The 15,713-nt window shown below is 72.6% G+C and carries 17 protein-coding genes and 2 pseudogenes; 6 read left to right on the plus strand and 13 right to left on the minus strand.

The features are described 5' to 3' along the window. Positions 1–30 precede the first annotated feature (30 nt). The 4 genes from ACFRCG_RS29040 to ACFRCG_RS29055 form a co-directional block, all read right to left on the minus strand. A complete protein-coding gene (locus ACFRCG_RS29040; protein ID WP_380036813.1) occupies positions 31–1,161 on the minus strand; it encodes a M20 family metallopeptidase in 1,131 nt (376 codons plus the stop codon). Continuing rightward, a complete protein-coding gene (locus ACFRCG_RS29045) occupies positions 1,158–2,072 on the minus strand; it encodes an alpha/beta fold hydrolase (protein ID WP_380036815.1) in 915 nt (304 codons plus the stop codon). The genes ACFRCG_RS29040 and ACFRCG_RS29045 overlap by 4 nt, the downstream gene beginning before the upstream one ends. Next, the gene (locus ACFRCG_RS29050) at positions 2,069–3,136 is read right to left on the minus strand and encodes a tartrate dehydrogenase (RefSeq protein WP_380036817.1); all 1,068 of its coding nucleotides are present in this window, start codon (positions 3,134–3,136) and stop codon (positions 2,069–2,071) included. Before ACFRCG_RS29050 ends, ACFRCG_RS29045 begins: the two co-directional genes overlap by 4 nt. Before the next feature lie 533 nt (positions 3,137–3,669). After that, positions 3,670–4,104, minus strand: coding sequence for a VOC family protein (locus tag ACFRCG_RS29055; RefSeq protein WP_380036819.1), 435 nt, complete (start codon positions 4,102–4,104; stop codon positions 3,670–3,672). A gap of 132 nt (positions 4,105–4,236) precedes the next feature. On the opposite strand from ACFRCG_RS29055, the gene argG reads away from it, so the two are divergent. Further along, a complete protein-coding gene (argG, locus tag ACFRCG_RS29060; RefSeq protein WP_380002235.1) occupies positions 4,237–5,685 on the plus strand; it encodes an argininosuccinate synthase in 1,449 nt (482 codons plus the stop codon). A 59-nt stretch (positions 5,686–5,744) separates the two neighbouring features. On the opposite strand, the gene ACFRCG_RS29065 is transcribed toward argG, so the two are convergent. Together ACFRCG_RS29065 and ACFRCG_RS29070 are read right to left on the minus strand one after the other, a co-directional pair. Next, positions 5,745–6,434: a 2-phosphosulfolactate phosphatase gene (locus tag ACFRCG_RS29065; RefSeq protein ID WP_380036821.1), complete on the minus strand. Its 690-nt coding sequence runs from the start codon at positions 6,432–6,434 to the stop codon at positions 5,745–5,747. Further along, the gene (locus ACFRCG_RS29070) at positions 6,365–6,673 is read right to left on the minus strand and encodes a hypothetical protein (protein WP_380036823.1); all 309 of its coding nucleotides are present in this window, start codon (positions 6,671–6,673) and stop codon (positions 6,365–6,367) included. Before ACFRCG_RS29070 ends, ACFRCG_RS29065 begins: the two co-directional genes overlap by 70 nt. Positions 6,674–6,687: 14 nt before the next feature. Here ACFRCG_RS29070 and ACFRCG_RS29075 point away from each other — a divergent pair. After that, positions 6,688–6,777: pseudogene (locus tag ACFRCG_RS29075) on the plus strand (hypothetical protein); the annotation flags it as partial. 270 nt (positions 6,778–7,047) lie between these two features. On the opposite strand, the gene ACFRCG_RS29080 reads toward ACFRCG_RS29075, so the two are convergent. Beyond that, the gene (locus tag ACFRCG_RS29080) at positions 7,048–7,485 is read right to left on the minus strand and encodes a hypothetical protein (RefSeq protein WP_380036849.1); all 438 of its coding nucleotides are present in this window, start codon (positions 7,483–7,485) and stop codon (positions 7,048–7,050) included. 263 nt (positions 7,486–7,748) lie between these two features. On the opposite strand from ACFRCG_RS29080, the gene ACFRCG_RS29085 reads away from it, so the two are divergent. After that, the gene (locus ACFRCG_RS29085; protein WP_380036825.1) at positions 7,749–8,786 is read left to right on the plus strand and encodes a hypothetical protein; all 1,038 of its coding nucleotides are present in this window, start codon (positions 7,749–7,751) and stop codon (positions 8,784–8,786) included. 188 nt (positions 8,787–8,974) lie between these two features. On the opposite strand, the gene ACFRCG_RS29090 is transcribed toward ACFRCG_RS29085, so the two are convergent. The 3 genes from ACFRCG_RS29090 to ACFRCG_RS29100 form a co-directional block, all read right to left on the minus strand. Then, on the minus strand, positions 8,975–9,487 hold the full coding sequence (locus ACFRCG_RS29090; RefSeq protein WP_380036827.1) for a hypothetical protein: 513 nt from the start codon (positions 9,485–9,487) through the stop codon (positions 8,975–8,977). Between the two features lie 399 nt (positions 9,488–9,886). Continuing rightward, a complete protein-coding gene (locus ACFRCG_RS29095) occupies positions 9,887–10,750 on the minus strand; it encodes a phosphotransferase (protein ID WP_380036829.1) in 864 nt (287 codons plus the stop codon). Between the two features lie 40 nt (positions 10,751–10,790). After that, positions 10,791–10,988 (minus strand): hypothetical protein, encoded by a 198-nt coding sequence (locus tag ACFRCG_RS29100; protein WP_380002243.1) that lies wholly within the window; start codon positions 10,986–10,988, stop codon positions 10,791–10,793. Between the two features lie 422 nt (positions 10,989–11,410). On the opposite strand from ACFRCG_RS29100, the gene ACFRCG_RS29105 reads away from it, so the two are divergent. Then, positions 11,411–11,905, plus strand: coding sequence for a hypothetical protein (locus tag ACFRCG_RS29105; protein WP_380036831.1), 495 nt, complete (start codon positions 11,411–11,413; stop codon positions 11,903–11,905). On the opposite strand, the gene ACFRCG_RS29110 is transcribed toward ACFRCG_RS29105, so the two are convergent. Beyond that, entirely contained in the window at positions 11,877–13,118 is a 1,242-nt protein-coding gene (locus ACFRCG_RS29110) for an MFS transporter (RefSeq protein ID WP_380036833.1), read from the minus strand. The genes ACFRCG_RS29105 and ACFRCG_RS29110 overlap by 29 nt on opposite strands. Before the next feature lie 32 nt (positions 13,119–13,150). Then, on the minus strand, positions 13,151–14,080 hold the full coding sequence (locus ACFRCG_RS29115; RefSeq protein WP_380036835.1) for an NADP-dependent oxidoreductase: 930 nt from the start codon (positions 14,078–14,080) through the stop codon (positions 13,151–13,153). A gap of 140 nt (positions 14,081–14,220) precedes the next feature. On the opposite strand from ACFRCG_RS29115, the gene ACFRCG_RS29120 reads away from it, so the two are divergent. After that, a complete protein-coding gene (locus tag ACFRCG_RS29120) occupies positions 14,221–14,868 on the plus strand; it encodes a TetR/AcrR family transcriptional regulator (protein ID WP_380036837.1) in 648 nt (215 codons plus the stop codon). 6 nt (positions 14,869–14,874) lie between these two features. Here the strand turns inward: ACFRCG_RS29120 and ACFRCG_RS29125 are convergent. Beyond that, positions 14,875–14,961, minus strand: a pseudogene (locus ACFRCG_RS29125) (sulfite oxidase-like oxidoreductase); the annotation flags it as partial. 50 nt (positions 14,962–15,011) lie between these two features. On the opposite strand from ACFRCG_RS29125, the gene ACFRCG_RS29130 reads away from it, so the two are divergent. Further along, positions 15,012–15,671, plus strand: coding sequence for an NAD(P)H-binding protein (locus tag ACFRCG_RS29130; RefSeq protein ID WP_380036839.1), 660 nt, complete (start codon positions 15,012–15,014; stop codon positions 15,669–15,671). The last annotated feature ends 42 nt before the right edge of the window (positions 15,672–15,713 follow it).

Genomic DNA, 15,713 nt, shown 5'->3' on the forward strand with positions numbered 1-15,713 from the left:
ACCCGGGCGGGGCGACCGGTGTGCCCTTTGTCAGCCGGCGGTCGCGGTGACCGCCGGCGCCCGGATCAGTCCGGCCACCAGCCTCGCGCGGTCCGGGAGGGAGTCCAGGTCCACCCACTCGTGCCGGGCGTGCGCACCGGCGCCGGCGGGTCCGAGGCCGTCCAGGGTGGGGATGCCCAGTCCGGCGGTGAAGTTGCCGTCGGAGGCGCCGCCGACCCGGGCCTCCCCGAGCGCGGCCAGCCCCTGCTCGCGGGCCAGGCGGCGGGCGGCCGACAACAGGTGTACGGACATGTCGCGTTCCAGCGGGGGGCGGTTGATGCCTCCCGCCAGTTCGACCCGGGCCTCGGGCAACCGCGCGCACAGTGCGCTCAGCGCCCGCTCGACGCGTTCCAACTCCCGCCGCTCCCAGGCCCGTACGTCGATCTCGACATGGGCCGACTCGGGCACGGTGTTGGTCGTGGTGCCGGCCGAGCCGACGGTGGGGGTGACGGTCGTGCCGCGCCCGGTGTCGCCGAGGCCGTCGATCGCCAACACCTGGTGCGCCAACTCCACCAGGGCGTTGACCCCCGACTCCGGCTCCAGTCCGGCATGGGCCGCGCGCCCGCGTACGGCCAGGCGATACAGCGCCACACCCTTGCGGGCGGTCTTCAGGGCCCCGTTCTGACCGGGTTCCAGGACCAGTACCGCCCGGCAGTCGGCCGCCGCCTCCTCGACCAGCGCGCGCGAGGTGGGCGAGCCGCGTTCCTCGTCGCCGGTGACCAGCATCCGCACGTCGTCGGCACCTCCCGTCAGCTCCAGCGCGTCCAGCGCCGTGACCAGACCCGCCTTCATGTCGAACACCCCGGGCCCGGTCGCCCGCCCGTCCACCGCGGTGAACGGGCGCTCCGCGAGGGTGCCCAGCGGCCACACGGTGTCGGCGTGGCCGAGCAGCAGCACCGGGGCCCGCGCCGGGTCGCGGATCCGCTCGTGCACGTACAGGTGCGGCACCCCGTCGCTGACCACCCGTTCGGCCCGGCCCAGCAGACCGCTCGACCACGAGGCCAGCAATTCGTACAGCGGGTCCAACCCCGGAGCGTGGCCGGACGGCGTCTCCAGTTCGACCAGTTGCCGCAGTCGGCGCAGGGAGCGCGCGGCGTCGACGTCGTGGGACGTGGTGGTCAACGGGTGCCTCCCGATTCGGTGGGCCGACAGAACGACGCCAGGGCCCGCGCCACCTCGTGGGGCGCTTCCTCGCACACATAGTGGTCGGCCTCGATCGGCGCCGCGTCGACGTGGCGCGCGTACGACCGCCAGACGCCCGGCACGTTGAAGGAGCGCCCCACGTAGCTCTTCGTCCCCCACAGCGCGAGCAGCGGAGCCTCGATCACCCGGCCCTGTTCGCGGTCTCGGCGATCGTGCACCAGGTCGACGCCGGCCGCGGCGCGGTAGTCGGCGCACGACGCGCGCACCGTGTCCGGGTCGAAGCAGCGCGCGTATTCGGCCATCGCCGCCTCGTCGAACGGCGCACCGCCGGCGTGCCGACCCGCGAAGCGGCCGCGCAGCCAGGCGTCGGTGTCCGCGAGGATCAGCCGCTCGGGCAGGTCGGACTCCAGCGCGAGGAAGAACCAGTGGAAGTAGGTGGAGGCCATCGCCCGATCGACGTTGTCGAACATGTGCAGCGTCGGCACCACGTCCAGCACGGCGACGCACCGCACCCGCTCGGGCGCGTCGAGCGCCATCCGGTGGGCGACGCGGGCACCCCGGTCGTGGCCGACGACCGCGAAGCGCGCGAAGCCCAGGGACTGCATCAGCGCGACCTGGTCGGCGGCCATGACCCGTTTGCTGTAGGGCGTATGGGAGGGCGTGTCGGCGGGTTTGTCGCTGTCTCCGTAGCCGCGCAGGTCCGCCAGCACGACGGTGTGGCCGGCCGCGATCAGTTCCGGGGCGACCCGGTGCCACATGGCGGAGGTCTGCGGGTAGCCGTGGAGCAGCAGGATCGGGGGGCCGTCGCCGCCGACGAGGGCGTTGATCCGGACGCCGCCGCGGGAGGACCGCACGCGGCGCAGGCCGGGCGGCGGGTGGTGCGGGGTCATGCGGCCGTCCCGGAGCGGCGCAGTTCCTCGATGAAGGCGTCGCACACCTCGTCCGTCGACAGCGTGCCGCCGAGGTCGGGGGTGACGGTGCCGGCCGCGACGACCCGATCCAGGGCCCGGACGAGGCGGTCGGCGGCCTCCTTCTCGCCGAGGTGCTCCAACATCAGCGCCCCGGACCAGATCTGGCCGATCGGGTCGGCCGATCCGGTGCCGACGATGTCCGGCGCGGAGCCGTGGATGGGCTCGAACATCGAGGGGCCCCGTCCGGTGGGGTCGATGTTGCCGCAGGGGGCGACGCCGATGCTCCCGGCGAGGGCGGCGGTCAGGTCGCTGAGGATGTCGCCGAACAGGTTGGAGGCGACGATCACGTCGAAGCGGGTGGGGTCCAGGACGAGCAGCGCGGCGAGGGCGTCGACGTGGTACGAGGTCAGCTCGACGTCGGGGAAGTCGGCGGCGACCTCGGCCACCACCTCGTCCCAGAACGGCATGGTGTGCACGATGCCGTTCGACTTGGTCGCGGAGGCCACCCGGCCCGAGCGGGTACGGGCGAGCCCGAACGCGTAGCGGGCGATGCGCTCGACGCCCATGCGGGTGAACACGGCTTCCTGCACCGCGAGTTCGTGGGGGCGGCCGCGGTACAGCCGGCCACCGACCTCGCCGTACTCGCCCTCGGTGTTCTCCCGCACCACGACCAGGTCGAACGGTCGTTCGTCGCGCAGCGGCCCACGGATCCCGGGCAACGAACGCACCGGGCGCAGCGAGACGAACTGGTCGAACTCGCGCCTGATGGGGATCAGCAGCCCCCACAGGGACACGTGGTCGGGGACCTCCGGCGTGCCGACCGCCCCGAGCAGGATCGCGTCGGCGGCGCTCAGCTGTTCGATCCCGTCGCTCGGCATCATCGCGCCGGTCTCGGCGTGGAACGCGCAACCCCAGGGGTGCTCCGTCCACGACAGCTCGAACCCGTGGGCGGCGGACAACACGTCGAGAACCCGCCGAGCCGCCGCCACGGTCTCCCGACCGATGCCGTCACCGGGTATCGCCGCGATCCGGTATGTACGCATACGAACTCCCATCACCCCTACTAGCAACACACCTAGCCTATGAGATAGCCACGGTTAATTGCTAGAGGTCCACACAGCACGCCCGCCGACGTCACCTGCGGCGGACGGCGGGGTGGGAATGGGGGTGGGGGTGGGGGCCGCGCGACCCGCGGCCTGGCTCGTGTGCCGCCGTGGGACTTTTCAGGGTCGGCCGGCAAGGCGGGCGTGGATGGCTTGGGCGGTGGTGGGGGCGTGCCGCCCCAGGGCGGCAACAGCCGGAGCACGCGGTCGTGTTCGGACAGCGTGACGAGCACCCGCGCCCCGCTGTGCGCCGGCGAACAGGCCGCCTCCCGGCCCGCGCCGCCACCCGGTCGCCCCGCTCCACGCCGAGCCCCGCCGGACGACACGCTCCGTGGGGTTGCCTCCCGGCACCGAACAACCCACATCGGGCCCGCCGGCGGGCCCTCCCCCGCGCTCCGGCCCAAACGAGACAGGTTCCCCGTTCCGACCCACGGGGACGGAACAGGGAACCCTACGCACCACCTCGATCAGGCTCAGTCGATACAGAACTCGTTGCCCTCGATGTCGCGCATCCCGATGCACGACTCGTTGAAGTCGTCGGCGAGCAGGACCCGCTCGCATACCGCGCCGAGCGCCTCCAGCCGCACCCGCTCGGCCTGGAGCGCGGCAAGGCGCTCCTCACCGACGAGCCCGGTACCGACCCGCACGTCGAGATGCACCCGGTTCTTGACGACCTTGCCTTCGGGAACCCGCTGGAAGTACAGGCGGGGGCCCTCGCCCGTGGGATCCATGCAGGCGAATCCCGCGCCCTGGCGCTCGGTCGGCAACGAGCGCGTGTAGTCGTCCCAGGTGTCGAATCCCTTCGGCGGCGGCGGTACGACATACCCCAACACCTCGCACCAGAAACGGGCGACGCGCTCGGGGTCCGCGCAGTCGAAGGTGACTTGGAACTTCTTGATCGATGCCATCGCCCCACCGTAGCGACGGCCCTCGAATACCGGCCCCGCGGGTGCCGCCGGTCCGACTGGGCGACCGGGCCGCGCACGGACGCATCACAAGACCGAATTGCATAGTCATGCGGGATCCTGTATATCTTTCCCATGTCCAAGGTTCTCACCTCCCTGCCCACCGGCGAACGCGTCGGTATCGCCTTCTCCGGCGGCCTCGACACGTCCGTCGCCGTCGCGTGGATGCGCGACAAGGGTGCCGTCCCGTGCACCTACACCGCCGATATCGGCCAGTACGACGAGCCCGACATCGCCTCGGTGCCCGGCCGCGCGCGGACCTACGGCGCGGAGATCGCCCGCCTGGTCGACTGCCGGGCGGCGCTGGTCGAGGAGGGCCTGGCCGCACTCGCCTGCGGCGCGTTCCACATCCGCTCCGGCGGGCGCGCCTACTTCAACACCACCCCGCTCGGCCGCGCCGTCACCGGCACCCTGCTGGTGCGGGCGATGCTGGAGGACGACGTCCAGATCTGGGGCGACGGGTCGACGTTCAAGGGCAACGACATCGAGCGGTTCTACCGCTACGGTCTGCTCGCGAACCCGCACCTGCGCATCTACAAGCCCTGGCTCGACGCCGACTTCGTCACCGAACTGGGCGGCCGCAAGGAGATGTCGGAGTGGCTGGTGGCCCACGGGCTGCCCTACCGCGACAGCGCCGAGAAGGCCTACTCGACGGATGCCAACATCTGGGGTGCCACCCACGAGGCCAAGACGCTCGAACACCTGGACACCGGCGTCGAGACGGTCGAGCCGATCATGGGCGTGCGGTTCTGGGACCCGACCGTGGAGATCGCCCCCGAAGACGTCACGATCGGGTTCGACCAGGGCCGCCCCGTCAGCATCAACGGCAAGCGGTTCGCCTCCGCCGTCGACCTGGTGATGGAGGCCAACGCCACCGGCGGCCGGCACGGCCTGGGCATGTCGGACCAGATCGAGAACCGGATCATCGAGGCGAAGAGCCGCGGCATCTACGAGGCGCCCGGCATGGCGCTGCTGCACATCGCGTACGAGCGCCTCGTCAACGCCATCCACAACGAGGACACCCTCGCGCACTACCAGTTCGAGGGCCGCCGGCTGGGCCGGCTGATGTACGAGGGCCGCTGGCTGGACCCGCAGGCGCTGATGATCCGCGAGGCGCTGCAGCGCTGGGTCGGGTCCGCGGTGACGGGCGAGGTGACCCTGCGGCTTCGGCGCGGCGAGGACTACTCGATCCTCGACACCACCGGGCCCGCCTTCAGCTACCACCCCGACAAGCTGTCGATGGAGCGCACCGAAGACTCGGCGTTCGGCCCGGTGGACCGGATCGGCCAGCTCACCATGCGCAACCTCGACATCGCCGACTCGCGCGCCAAGCTGGAGCAGTACGCCGGCCTCGGCATCGTCGGCACCACCCACCCCGCGCTCATCGGCGCCCTCCAGGCCCCGCCGACCGCCCTGATCGAAGACATGCCGGAAGGCGGAGCCGAAGCCATCGCCTCCCGCGGCGAGGTATCCGAAGACGACCAACTCCTCGACCGCGCGGCCATGGAACTCGGCACCGACTGACTCCCACCCCGACCAAGGGCCCGCCCCGAACACGGGCGGGCCCATCCCCGGCGCGCAACCTACGACGTCCGCTCTCCCGTCGCACGGGGACGCAGAACCATGAGCGAGCCTTCCATGGCCGCCACCATGGCGAAGGGGAACCGGTCGAGCTCGAGACACAGTGCGACGTCATCGGGATGGACTCCTCGACGCACGCCCTCCGTGAGTTCGGCAGCGGCGCGCGACGCACCGGCACGGCGGAGAAACCCGCCGGCATCCGTGTCGGCCCCGACGGCTCTCCGAGCGATGTACTGGGCACACGCCAAATCCTCATCGGCCCGCCCATCCTCACCGGTGACCACGAACGTGACACCGTCGCTCCCGCACACCCGCAGAAGCCGAGCCGTTGCCTCCGCCACCACGAAGCCGGCGCACAACACCAACGACGCGTCCTTGACCGCGAGGGCACCGACCGTCCCCGCCGTGGTCTTGTGCACAACGGTCCGCCCCCCGAGGTCGACCGACCGCAGCAGCCCCGGCGAGTTGACGAAGTCGAACCCGGGCGCGGGCGGACCATCCTTGATCGCCACCCAATCCGGATGCCGCGCCTTGAGCGCCAGAGCCTCGGCCGGCGACTCCGCGAGAACGATCCGATCCGCCCCCCGAGCAAAGACCCAGCCGGCCACGGTAAAGGCACGCATCACGTCGACCACGACCGCCACGGACGGGACTTCGCCCAGATCACCAATGCCGAGAAACCGAACATCCATCCGAACATGATCGCGCACTCCCACCCGACACCACCCGCTCGGAACGGCGGCGGACGTCGGTTCAGGCCGGTGAGGAATTCGGCGAAGAGGTGGTTGGCGGTTTTCGAGGTGTATAGGCGGTCGAATTCGGCGCGGGCCAGGTGGCGGCGGAAGTGGCCTCGACAGGAGGCGTCTCCCGTGTCGTGCATGAGGTCGGTGAACCAGGCGGCGAATGCCTGGTAGTTCCAGACGTGCTTCAAACACGTGGCGGAGTATGTCTCCAGCAGGCTCCCTGCTCGCCGCCGAGCACGTGTTCGCCGAGCAGGGGGCCGCCGCCTCCACCGACGAGGTCGCCCGGCGGGCGGGGGTCGGCATCGCCACCGTTTTCCAAAACTTCGCCACCAAGCAGTACCTGATCGAGGCCACCGCGGTGCACTACCTGGAGAAGCCGACCGCCGAGGCGTTGCGGCTCGCCGAGAGCCAGGACCCGGGCAAGGCGTTCGCCTCCCTGTCTCCCTCCTCCTGCGCGCCCTCGCCCACGCCTCGGACCTCAGTGCGGGCGAGGCATTCGACCGGGCGGTCGACATCGTCCTCGACGGCCTCGGCGTACCACGCTGACACCCGGCGGCGCGCGCTACCCCGCCTCGACCAGCACGATCGTCACGATCGACAACACGAAGGCCGCGCCGAAACCCGCCAGTTGGTGCTGCGCCGAACCGGTGGACAAATCGGCCTGGGCCACCATGCCGCCGATCGCGATACCGGACAGGGTCGTGGGCACCATGAGCAGCCGGGTCAACCGGGAATCCGCGTCGAGGTCACCCGCGAGCAGTTTCCATCCATTGCGCGCCAGACCCACGCCCAGCGCCAGGACGAACGGGCTGAACAGGGCCACCCACCCCCAGTCGGCGAAGGCACTGATCCCCCAGAGCAACCCGGCCCCGCCGGCGCCGCCCACGACCAGTCCGTACAGGACGCAGAGCGTGCCCGCGGCCGTGGTGACGCCCGAGCGATAGCGCGGGGGACGCGGGGACCGGCTGCCACGACGGGGGTCGACGGGCGGATACGACACGGCACAACCTCCGCGACAGGACGGGGACTTGACGAGCCTCGGCAAGCTATCCGCCCCGTATCGGGAAAAGAGAGGGACTTCCCGGCGCTTCCACGCCCGGGCGTGGTGGGGTCGTTCCCGTGGCCGGTGCGCCGATCGCACGGGGGTTCGAGGCGGCGGGCCGTGCGTCTGAACGGGCGCCGGTGCGGGTACACGCCGTTGCCCGGCACCGGGACGCGTCCGGTACGGGCATGCTCCGCCGGTTCCATGTCCAGGGAGAGTTCGTGATGTTTCCATTCGATCCCGAATCACCGACGCCGACACCGACGCATCACGAACCCGGCGCGCCCACCGGGCGTTTCGGGACGTGGGCGGCCCCGCCCGACACCCCCGCCACGCCGCCGCGACCCACCGAACCTCCGTCCCGCCCGCAGGCCCACCCGGAGAATCCGGCACCCGCGTGGCCCGCCTCCGCGCCGGCTCCGGCCCCGGTCGCGGAACCCGCCGCGCCGCCCGTCGCGCACCCCGCACCGAGCGCCCCGATCGAGGAACCGTCCGGCTACCCGCAAGGGGGTTACAACGAGCCGGCGGACAAACTGCTCCGCATCGCGGCGACGCATCGGTCGATCCCGGATCTCGCCCGGATGATCACGATCCTGGACGACGGTTCGGGAACGGCCGCCGACGACGCGTTGCGGGAAGCGGCGATGACGCGGCCGGTGAGCGATCTGGTACTGCTGACGGATCTGTTGCGGAACCCCACCTACGCCGCGCAGGACGGACGGCCCGCAACGGAGCCCGACCCGCACGCGCCGGGAGGCACCGCCGGGTTCGCGCCCGAATACGCGCCGCGGCGCTCGGCCGCGGCCGGAGGGGCGGGCCTGCGGTGGGTCACGGCGGTGGGCCTGGCCGTCTCCGGGGTCGCGTTGGGCAGCGCGATTCCCGCGACCTTCCGGACGCCGCCCTACACCGCCGCGTGGTTGGCCGCGGTGGCTTTGACCTGCCTGTTCCTGGCCGGACTGACCTCCGTACGTGCCGGCCGGAACGCGCGTCTGGCGGCCCTGGCGGCGGGGTGCGCCACCATCGCCACCTCCGTCGTCCCGCAGCTGACCGCCGGACGGCACGCCGCCGCGTGGCTCGACACGTCGGGCCTGATCGCGCTGGGCGCGGGCTCGATCACCGCCCTGTGCGCGGCGGCGTTCCTCGCCCGACAGGTCGACCTGCCGAACTCCCGGCAACCCAAGCAGCCGGTCGCCTTCGAGCCGTGGGAGGCCACGATGCTGGAGAACCGCCCTCCGAGCACCACCCGCATGCTCGGCTGACCCCGCAAACCATCCGGGTGGCCCGGGTCGCCTCGACCGCCCGGGTCACCCGGGTCACCCGACGCCCCGACGCCCCGATGCCCGTCACGGCCGGTTCGAGTCCGGTCGTGGCGGGCATCCGCTTTCACTTCGCCGACCGGCCGCAACGACGCGCCGCCGTGGTCTCCGGCCGGCAACTCAACGACGTATCAGCGACGTTCGGGATCCGTGCCGGGGCGCTGAGTCTGCACGGTGCGGTCGGGGTCCCGGAGCAAATCGGCCAGCAGTACCAGATCGCTCACCGGCCGCGTCATCGCCGCTTCGCGCAACGCGTCGTCGGCGGCGGCTTCCGAGTAGTCCCGCAGGATCGCGACCATCCGGGCGACGTCGGGAACCGTTCGATGGGTCGCCACCAGCCGCAACAGCCGCTCCGCCGCGTCCGCCGGCGGCCCCTGCACGGGTTCGTGGAACGCGTCCTCGACCGCGGCTGCGGGTGCCCCCACCGCCGGCCCCCGGGCGTCCTGCATGGGGTGCCCGGGCATCGGGGTGGGCTGCCGCGGAGTCGGATCCCGCCGCGACCGGTTGGCCCGCGAGGTGTTGCGCGGCGGCAGTACGGGCGGCGCGGGCGGCGGCGCCCATGTCTCGAAGTGCGCGGCGGGCGCGGCGGGTTCGTGGCGGCCCGGTGTCGGGGGAGGCGATTGGGGGTCGGATGCGAACGTCACGGCTGTCTCCCTACAGGTGAAAATCGGCCGGACCTCGCCCGTACCGGACCGGACTCGCCCCCGGCGGCCGGTCGACGGCGTGTACCCGCAACGACAATCACTCAGTCGTACCGAAGTCACCCCGCCGACCGCGAAGCTCACACACGCGACCGAAACCCGGCCATCCGACGCCGACTTCACCACTTCACCGCTTCACCGCCGAACTCGACGAGCCCGAGTCCTGCTCACGATTCGGCCCGGTGTTCGAACACGGCGCCCGTCCCGACGGGCACGGTCGTGGCGTCGGGCCGGACCCGCTCCGGTGGCGGCGTCACACAACCGATTCTGCGGTCCCGCCCCTCCCGCGCCTCCCCCATCCCGCCCCGGCCGGCGAGGGCCGGCCGATTCGGCACACGGCCTTCACCGCCCCGGGCGGCCGGCCCCGCCGGGCCCCCCGATCCGGTGCGACGCGGTGCGGGAGCGGGTGCACGGGTCGAGGGCCATGGTGTCCTCGATGAGCGCTTCGAGCCGGCGGTCGGCCCACGGTCGCGCCTCGGTCAGCGGCACCCTGCGCCGGCCGCCGACGATGTCCTCCAGGACGTCGGTGGGCGTGACGCCCGGCCCGACGAAGCGGGGGGTCGCGGGGCCGGCGCCGGTCCACGCCCAGCGCAGCGTGGCGCCGAGGCTGTAGACCTCGGCGGCGTCGGTGAGTTCGAGGTCGACGTCCGCCGCGGTGGTCAGGAGCAGGCGGGCGATCTCGGGGGCGGTGGCCTGGTCGCCCCCGCCCCGGTAGGGGCCGGGCAGCGGCAGCAGTTCGCGGTGGTGGGTCAGCTCGAAGTCGATGAACTCGACGTCGTCGTCGGGGCCGCCGATCAGCACGTTGCCCGGATGCAGGTCTCCGTGGCGCCAGCCGGCCGCGTGCCAGCGCCGCAGGAGGGCGAACGCGCGGTCCGCGATCCGGCGCAGCCGGGGGGTGGCGTCCGCCGGATCGTCGCGGTGGGCGGCGCACCACTCCCACAACGTGGTACCGGGGCTCCAGGCGAGGGCGGCCCACGCACCGGTGCCGACTCGGGCGTACGCGCCTGTGCGGGCGGTGAGTTCCGCCTCGGACAGCAGGCGTACGGCCCGCGCCTCGTGGAGCAGCGCCGCCGCGGCGGTCGGGTCGTCGGCGGTGCGAATCTTCCAGTCGGCGGTGCGCCAGGCGTGTGTGTGGTGGGGGCTCAGTGGCGCGGGGGGTTCGCTGACGCCCAGGGCCTCGACGGCGGCGGCCAACAGCGGGTCCACGGTGACGTCCTCGTTCTCGGGGCCGGTGACCCGGGGCGGGTCAGTCGTCCTTCTTCCACCCGAGGGGTTCCTGGGTCTGGGTGTACGCGGCGATCGTGCGCGCGTCGACGACGTGGATCAGGAGTCGGCCGTCGGGGACGACGTTCGCGCATACGGCGTCGTCGTAGTGGTGCTCGGGTAGCGGACCCGCCGCACGGGCCGGGGGTGCGGCGCGGCGGCCGAGGATCAGCGGTGTCATCGGGGGTTGCGTTCCTTCCGGTATCGGATTCCGGCGTCTTCGTCTTCCTCGCGTCGCCGGGCAGGCGAACGGACGACGCCTCGCATTCTGTAACAGGTCTTCACGCTATGGAACCGGAACTCGGTGATTCTTCCGCCGATCGTGCTGCGGGCCCGCGTCTCGTGGCCGGGCCGGCCCCCGCCGGCGTGCGCAGACCCGTCCATCACACGCGTCGGTGAACCACCTTGGCAATCGGCCGGATTGCGCGAACGCAACGCCGTTCCCCGACATGCGGTGAATGTTGCTCGCCCCCCCCGCCCCACCGGCGCAACCCGTTGCCTCCGGCCGCACGCCGTGGGTGCATTGGACCCGTTCCCGCACCGCCGCCCCGTCGGCGTACGTGCGGGCTTCCCGTCCTCCCACCGCGAATCGGGGATCCCTTGTTGTCCGCCCGACACACCCTGCTCCCACGACCGGCCCGCATCGCCCTGGCCCGGGACCCCCGCCTCGGGGGTGGCAACCTCTGGCGCATCGCGCTGGAGCACAGCCGGGCCCCCGACGCACCCCTGCTCGTCTCGGATCCGCCGCTCGTGGTCGGCGACGGAACACCCCGGCGGGAGTTCGGCATCGCCGCACTCGACGCCCTCGCCGAGGCGTGGGCGTGCCACTACCTCGACCGGGGTGTACGACCGCGCGACCGGGTCGCCGTGTACCTCAACGACTCCTTCGAGGACCACTCGTGTGTGTGCGGCAGCGACCTGTGGGCCCACTGCGGGCAGTCCGGTACCCGGCGAGGCTGCCTCGGACGAGCGACTGCCGCGCGGGTTGCTCGCGCTGACCGACGTCATGGGCACCGGCTACCACGCGGCTACCGCGCGATGGACGAGCGCAGCGCCCTGAAGGTCCTGGTCACCCCGACGCAACGACCCGGTCGTTGACCACCTGGGTCACGGCACGAAGGTTGCGCACCTCGGGGACGGCCAGCGCCCCCACGGTCACCAGCACGATCAGCGCCGCGCACAGCAGCAGCGCGTGGTGCGCGCCGACGGCGTCCGCGATGGGGGCGGCGGCGACGAGGCCGAGCGGGCCGAACATGAAGGAGCCGAGCCCGTCGTACGCCGCCACGCGCGACAGCGCCTCGCGCGGTATCTCCCGCTGCATCGTGGTCTCCCACATCACGCCGAAGACGTCGAAGGCCGCGCCGGTGACGAACGCGCCGAAGGCGACGACGTACACCGGGGCGCCGATGCCCAGCAGGGCGATCGGCAGGGCCACCGCGAAGACCATCGACGTGGCCACCAACAGGGGCCGTCGGGGACGGAGGCGGATGGCCACGAACACGCCCGCCAGCGTGCCGAGTCCCTGTCCGACCAGGATCGTCGACCAGGCGGGTGCTCCGCCGAGATCGGCCTTCGCCACCACGGGACCGAGGACGCCGAAGGCGGCCTGCATCGCGGCGATCACGAAGGAGAACTGGAGAACGATCACCCACAACCAGCGGCGGGACGCGAACTCCCGCCAGCCTTCCCGGAGATCGCTCACCATGGAGGTCCGCCCCCGATCCGTCCCGGGCGTCGGGCGCAGGGCCACGAGCAGCGCCGCGGACACCACGAGGCCGACGCCGTTGACCGCCAGAGCCCATCCGGCACCGACCAGTGCCACCGCGCCGCCCGCCGCCGCCATGCCCAGCAGGCGCGCGCTGTTGACGCCGAGGCGCAGCACGCCGTTGGCGGTCTGGAGGTGCTCGTCCCGGACGATCTCGGGTACCACGCCGGTGAGCGCCGGGTAGTAGAGGGCGAGTGCGATGCCGGTGGCGGCGGCCAGGAGCGCGATGCCCCACACCGGGGCGTGTCCGGTGACGAACATGGTAGCGATGCCGAAGAACGCCGCGGCGGAGCCCAGTTCCGCCGTCAGCATCAGCCGGGTGCGGGAGATCCGGTCGGCGACGACTCCGCCGAACAACATCAGGGCGATCTGCGGCACCGTCTGCGCGGTGAGCACGATCGTCAGCGTGGTGGCACCGGCGCCCGGCAGGTCCAGGACACCGAAGGCCAGCGCCACGGGGCCGAAGGCGGCGGCCAGTACGGAGATCGTGCGTGCCAGGAAGAGGAGCCGGAACCGCCGGTCGTCGAAGAGGTCCCGACCCCGCACACCCCCCACCGGCGCCGCATCGCGCACCGCCGTCATGACGGGTCGACCACGAGAACGACCTTGCCGCGGCCGTGGCCGGTCTCGACGGCACGATGCGCCCGTGCCGCGTCGGCCAGTGCGTACGTCTCGCGAAGGTGCACGACGAACCCGCCCCCGCTCCACAACTGGGCCAGCTCCCCCAGCAGTTCGCCGCTGCGTACGCCGCTCCACTCGCGCAGGCCGAGTTCGCGGGCGGCCTCGTCGGAGATCATGGTGAGCACGCGGTGACGGTCCGCGGTGAGTTGGACGAAGTCGCGGAGCACTTCGGGGCTCGCCGCGTCGAGTGCGGCGTCGACACCGTCCGGGGCGATCGCCCGTACCCGCTCGACCAGGCCCGGGCCGTAGGTGACCGGGACCGCGCCCAGGGAGCGCAGGTAGTCGTGGTTGCGCTCGCTCGCCGTGCCGATCACGGTCGCGGCTCCCCATGCCTCGGCCAGTTGTACGGCGATGGTGCCGAGACCACCCGCGGCGCCGTTGATCAGCACGATGTCCCCCGGGCCGACCGCCAGTTGCCGCAGGGCCATGTGCGCGCCCTGCCCGTTGCCGGACAACCCCGCGGCGATCTCCCAGGGCATGCCCGGGGGTTTGCGGGCGACCTGGTCGGCGGGGACGACGATGAACTCGGCGTAGGCGCCCGTGGTCGCGTAACCGAGCACCTCCGTTCCGGGCGGTAGCCCCGTGGCCCCCTCGCCGACCTCGTCGATCACGCCCGCGAACTCGTTGCCGGGCACGAGAGGTTCGGCCGGGAAGCGGGGCGTCATCGCGGGCGGGAACCGCCCGGCGCGCAGGGCGGTGTCGAAGGGCATGACACCGGCCGCGCGCACCCGGACGCGCACCCGGCCCGGCCCCGCGTGCGGGGTGGGGATCTCGGCGATGTGCAGGACCTCGGGCCCGCCGAACTCCCTGACGATTGCGGCCTTCATGGCTCTGCCTCCTCGGCGACCGAAGCGGCGGGTCGGACCACGCACGTGGCGTGGACCGGCACCGCCGAAAAATAACGGAGTGGAATGCTCCGTTAAACTATAACGGAGTGATCCGCTCCGCAACGGATATCCTGGTGAGCATGAGCACGAGCGAACAGCCGCGCAAACGCGGCCGCCAGGCCGAGGCGGCGCGCAACGACCGGCGAGTGCTCGCCGCGGCGCGGGAGGTCTTCACGAGCCAGGGCGCCGACGCGCCGGTGTCCGCGGTCGCCGAGCGCGCGGGCGTGGGCATCGCCACGCTGTACCGGCGGTACGGCACCAAGGAGGAACTGCTCCAAAAACTCACGGTGTCGGCCGCCGAGCAGTATTCGGAGGCCGCGCGGACCGCGCTCGCCGCCGAGGACCCCTGGGCGGGTTTGGCCGGTTATGTACGCGAATGCGTCGACTTCGGCCCGGGCTCACTCGCGCCGATCGCCGGGACGGTCCGCTTCACGGCGGAGATGGCCGAGGCGGGCCGCGTCTCGGACCGGCTGGCCGAGGAGGTCGTGGCCCGCGCCCACGCCGCGGGTGTCCTGCGCGCCGACGCCACCACCGTCGACATCTTCCAGGTGATCGAGCAGTTCTCCCGACGCCCGCCCGTACCGACGACGGCGGACGCCAACGCCCGCGAGCGCCTGGTCGCCCTGGTCCTCGACGGCCTGCGCGCCCGCCCGGACAACACCGACTTCCCGCTCCCCGGCCGGCCGCCCTCGGCGCGGCGCTACGACGAACTGTGGCGCAAGGACTGAGCGGCCGGGCCCCTCGTGCGGCACGGCTTCCTGGTGGGCGTACCGCCGCTCGCGCCAGGGGTCGCCGATGGTGTGGTAGCCGCGTTCCTCCCAGGTGGCGCCGAACCGCGTGATGATCGCCGCCGGGGCGTATGGTCGTGCGCATGCGCATTGTCATCGCGGGTGGTCACGGTCGAATCGCGCTGCGGCTCACGCGGCTGCTGCATGGGCGTGGAGACGAGGTCGCGGGGATCATTCGTCGGCCGGAGCAGGCGGGCGACGTATTGGCGGCGGGCGCCGAACCCGTCGTGTGCGACCTGGAGTCGGCGACGGTCGCGGAGGTCGCCGGGCATCTGGAGGGCGCGGACGCGGCCGTATTCGCCGCCGGCGCGGGGCCGGGCAGCGGGGCGGCTCGCAAGGACACGGTCGATCGCGCGGCCTGCGCCCTGTTCGCGGACGCGGCCGAGGCGGCCGGCGTACGGCGCTTCCTCGTCGTGTCCGCGATGGGCACAAACGGGGAACCCCCGGAGGGCACCGACCCGGTCTTCGCCGCCTATCTGCGCGCCAAGGGCGCGGCGGACGCCGATGTCCGGTCACGGGCCGGACTCGACTGGACCATCCTGCGACCGGGGCGCCTGACCGACGAACCGGGCACCGGCACGGTGGCGCTGGCCGCGTCCACCGGGCGCGGACCCGTCACCCGCGACGACGTGGCGGCCGTACTCGCCGCCCTGGTCGACGCCCCCGGAACGGCCGGCCTGACGCTGGAACTGATCGGCGGGAGCGTGCCGGTGGACGAGGCGGTCGGGGCGGTCGCCGGCTGACCCGTCGGGTCGGCACCGCGAACGACACCGGAGCGGGGACGG

Source organism: Embleya sp. NPDC056575 (assembly GCF_042793325.1).
Lineage (GTDB): Bacteria > Actinomycetota > Actinomycetes > Streptomycetales > Streptomycetaceae > Embleya.

Coding starts and splice junctions, on each gene's coding strand:
- ACFRCG_RS29045 (WP_380036815.1), bottom strand. CDS start 2,072: ATGACCCCGCACCACCCGCCGCCCGGCCTGCGCCGCGTGCGGTCCTCC.
- ACFRCG_RS29050 (WP_380036817.1), bottom strand. CDS start 3,136: ATGCGTACATACCGGATCGCGGCGATACCCGGTGACGGCATCGGTCGG.
- ACFRCG_RS29055 (WP_380036819.1), bottom strand. CDS start 4,104: ATGGCATCGATCAAGAAGTTCCAAGTCACCTTCGACTGCGCGGACCCC.
- argG (WP_380002235.1), top strand. CDS start 4,237: ATGTCCAAGGTTCTCACCTCCCTGCCCACCGGCGAACGCGTCGGTATC.
- ACFRCG_RS29065 (WP_380036821.1), bottom strand. CDS start 6,434: ATGGATGTTCGGTTTCTCGGCATTGGTGATCTGGGCGAAGTCCCGTCC.
- ACFRCG_RS29100 (WP_380002243.1), bottom strand. CDS start 10,988: ATGACACCGCTGATCCTCGGCCGCCGCGCCGCACCCCCGGCCCGTGCG.
- ACFRCG_RS29115 (WP_380036835.1), bottom strand. CDS start 14,080: ATGAAGGCCGCAATCGTCAGGGAGTTCGGCGGGCCCGAGGTCCTGCAC.
- ACFRCG_RS29120 (WP_380036837.1), top strand. CDS start 14,221: ATGAGCACGAGCGAACAGCCGCGCAAACGCGGCCGCCAGGCCGAGGCG.
- ACFRCG_RS29130 (WP_380036839.1), top strand. CDS start 15,012: ATGCGCATTGTCATCGCGGGTGGTCACGGTCGAATCGCGCTGCGGCTC.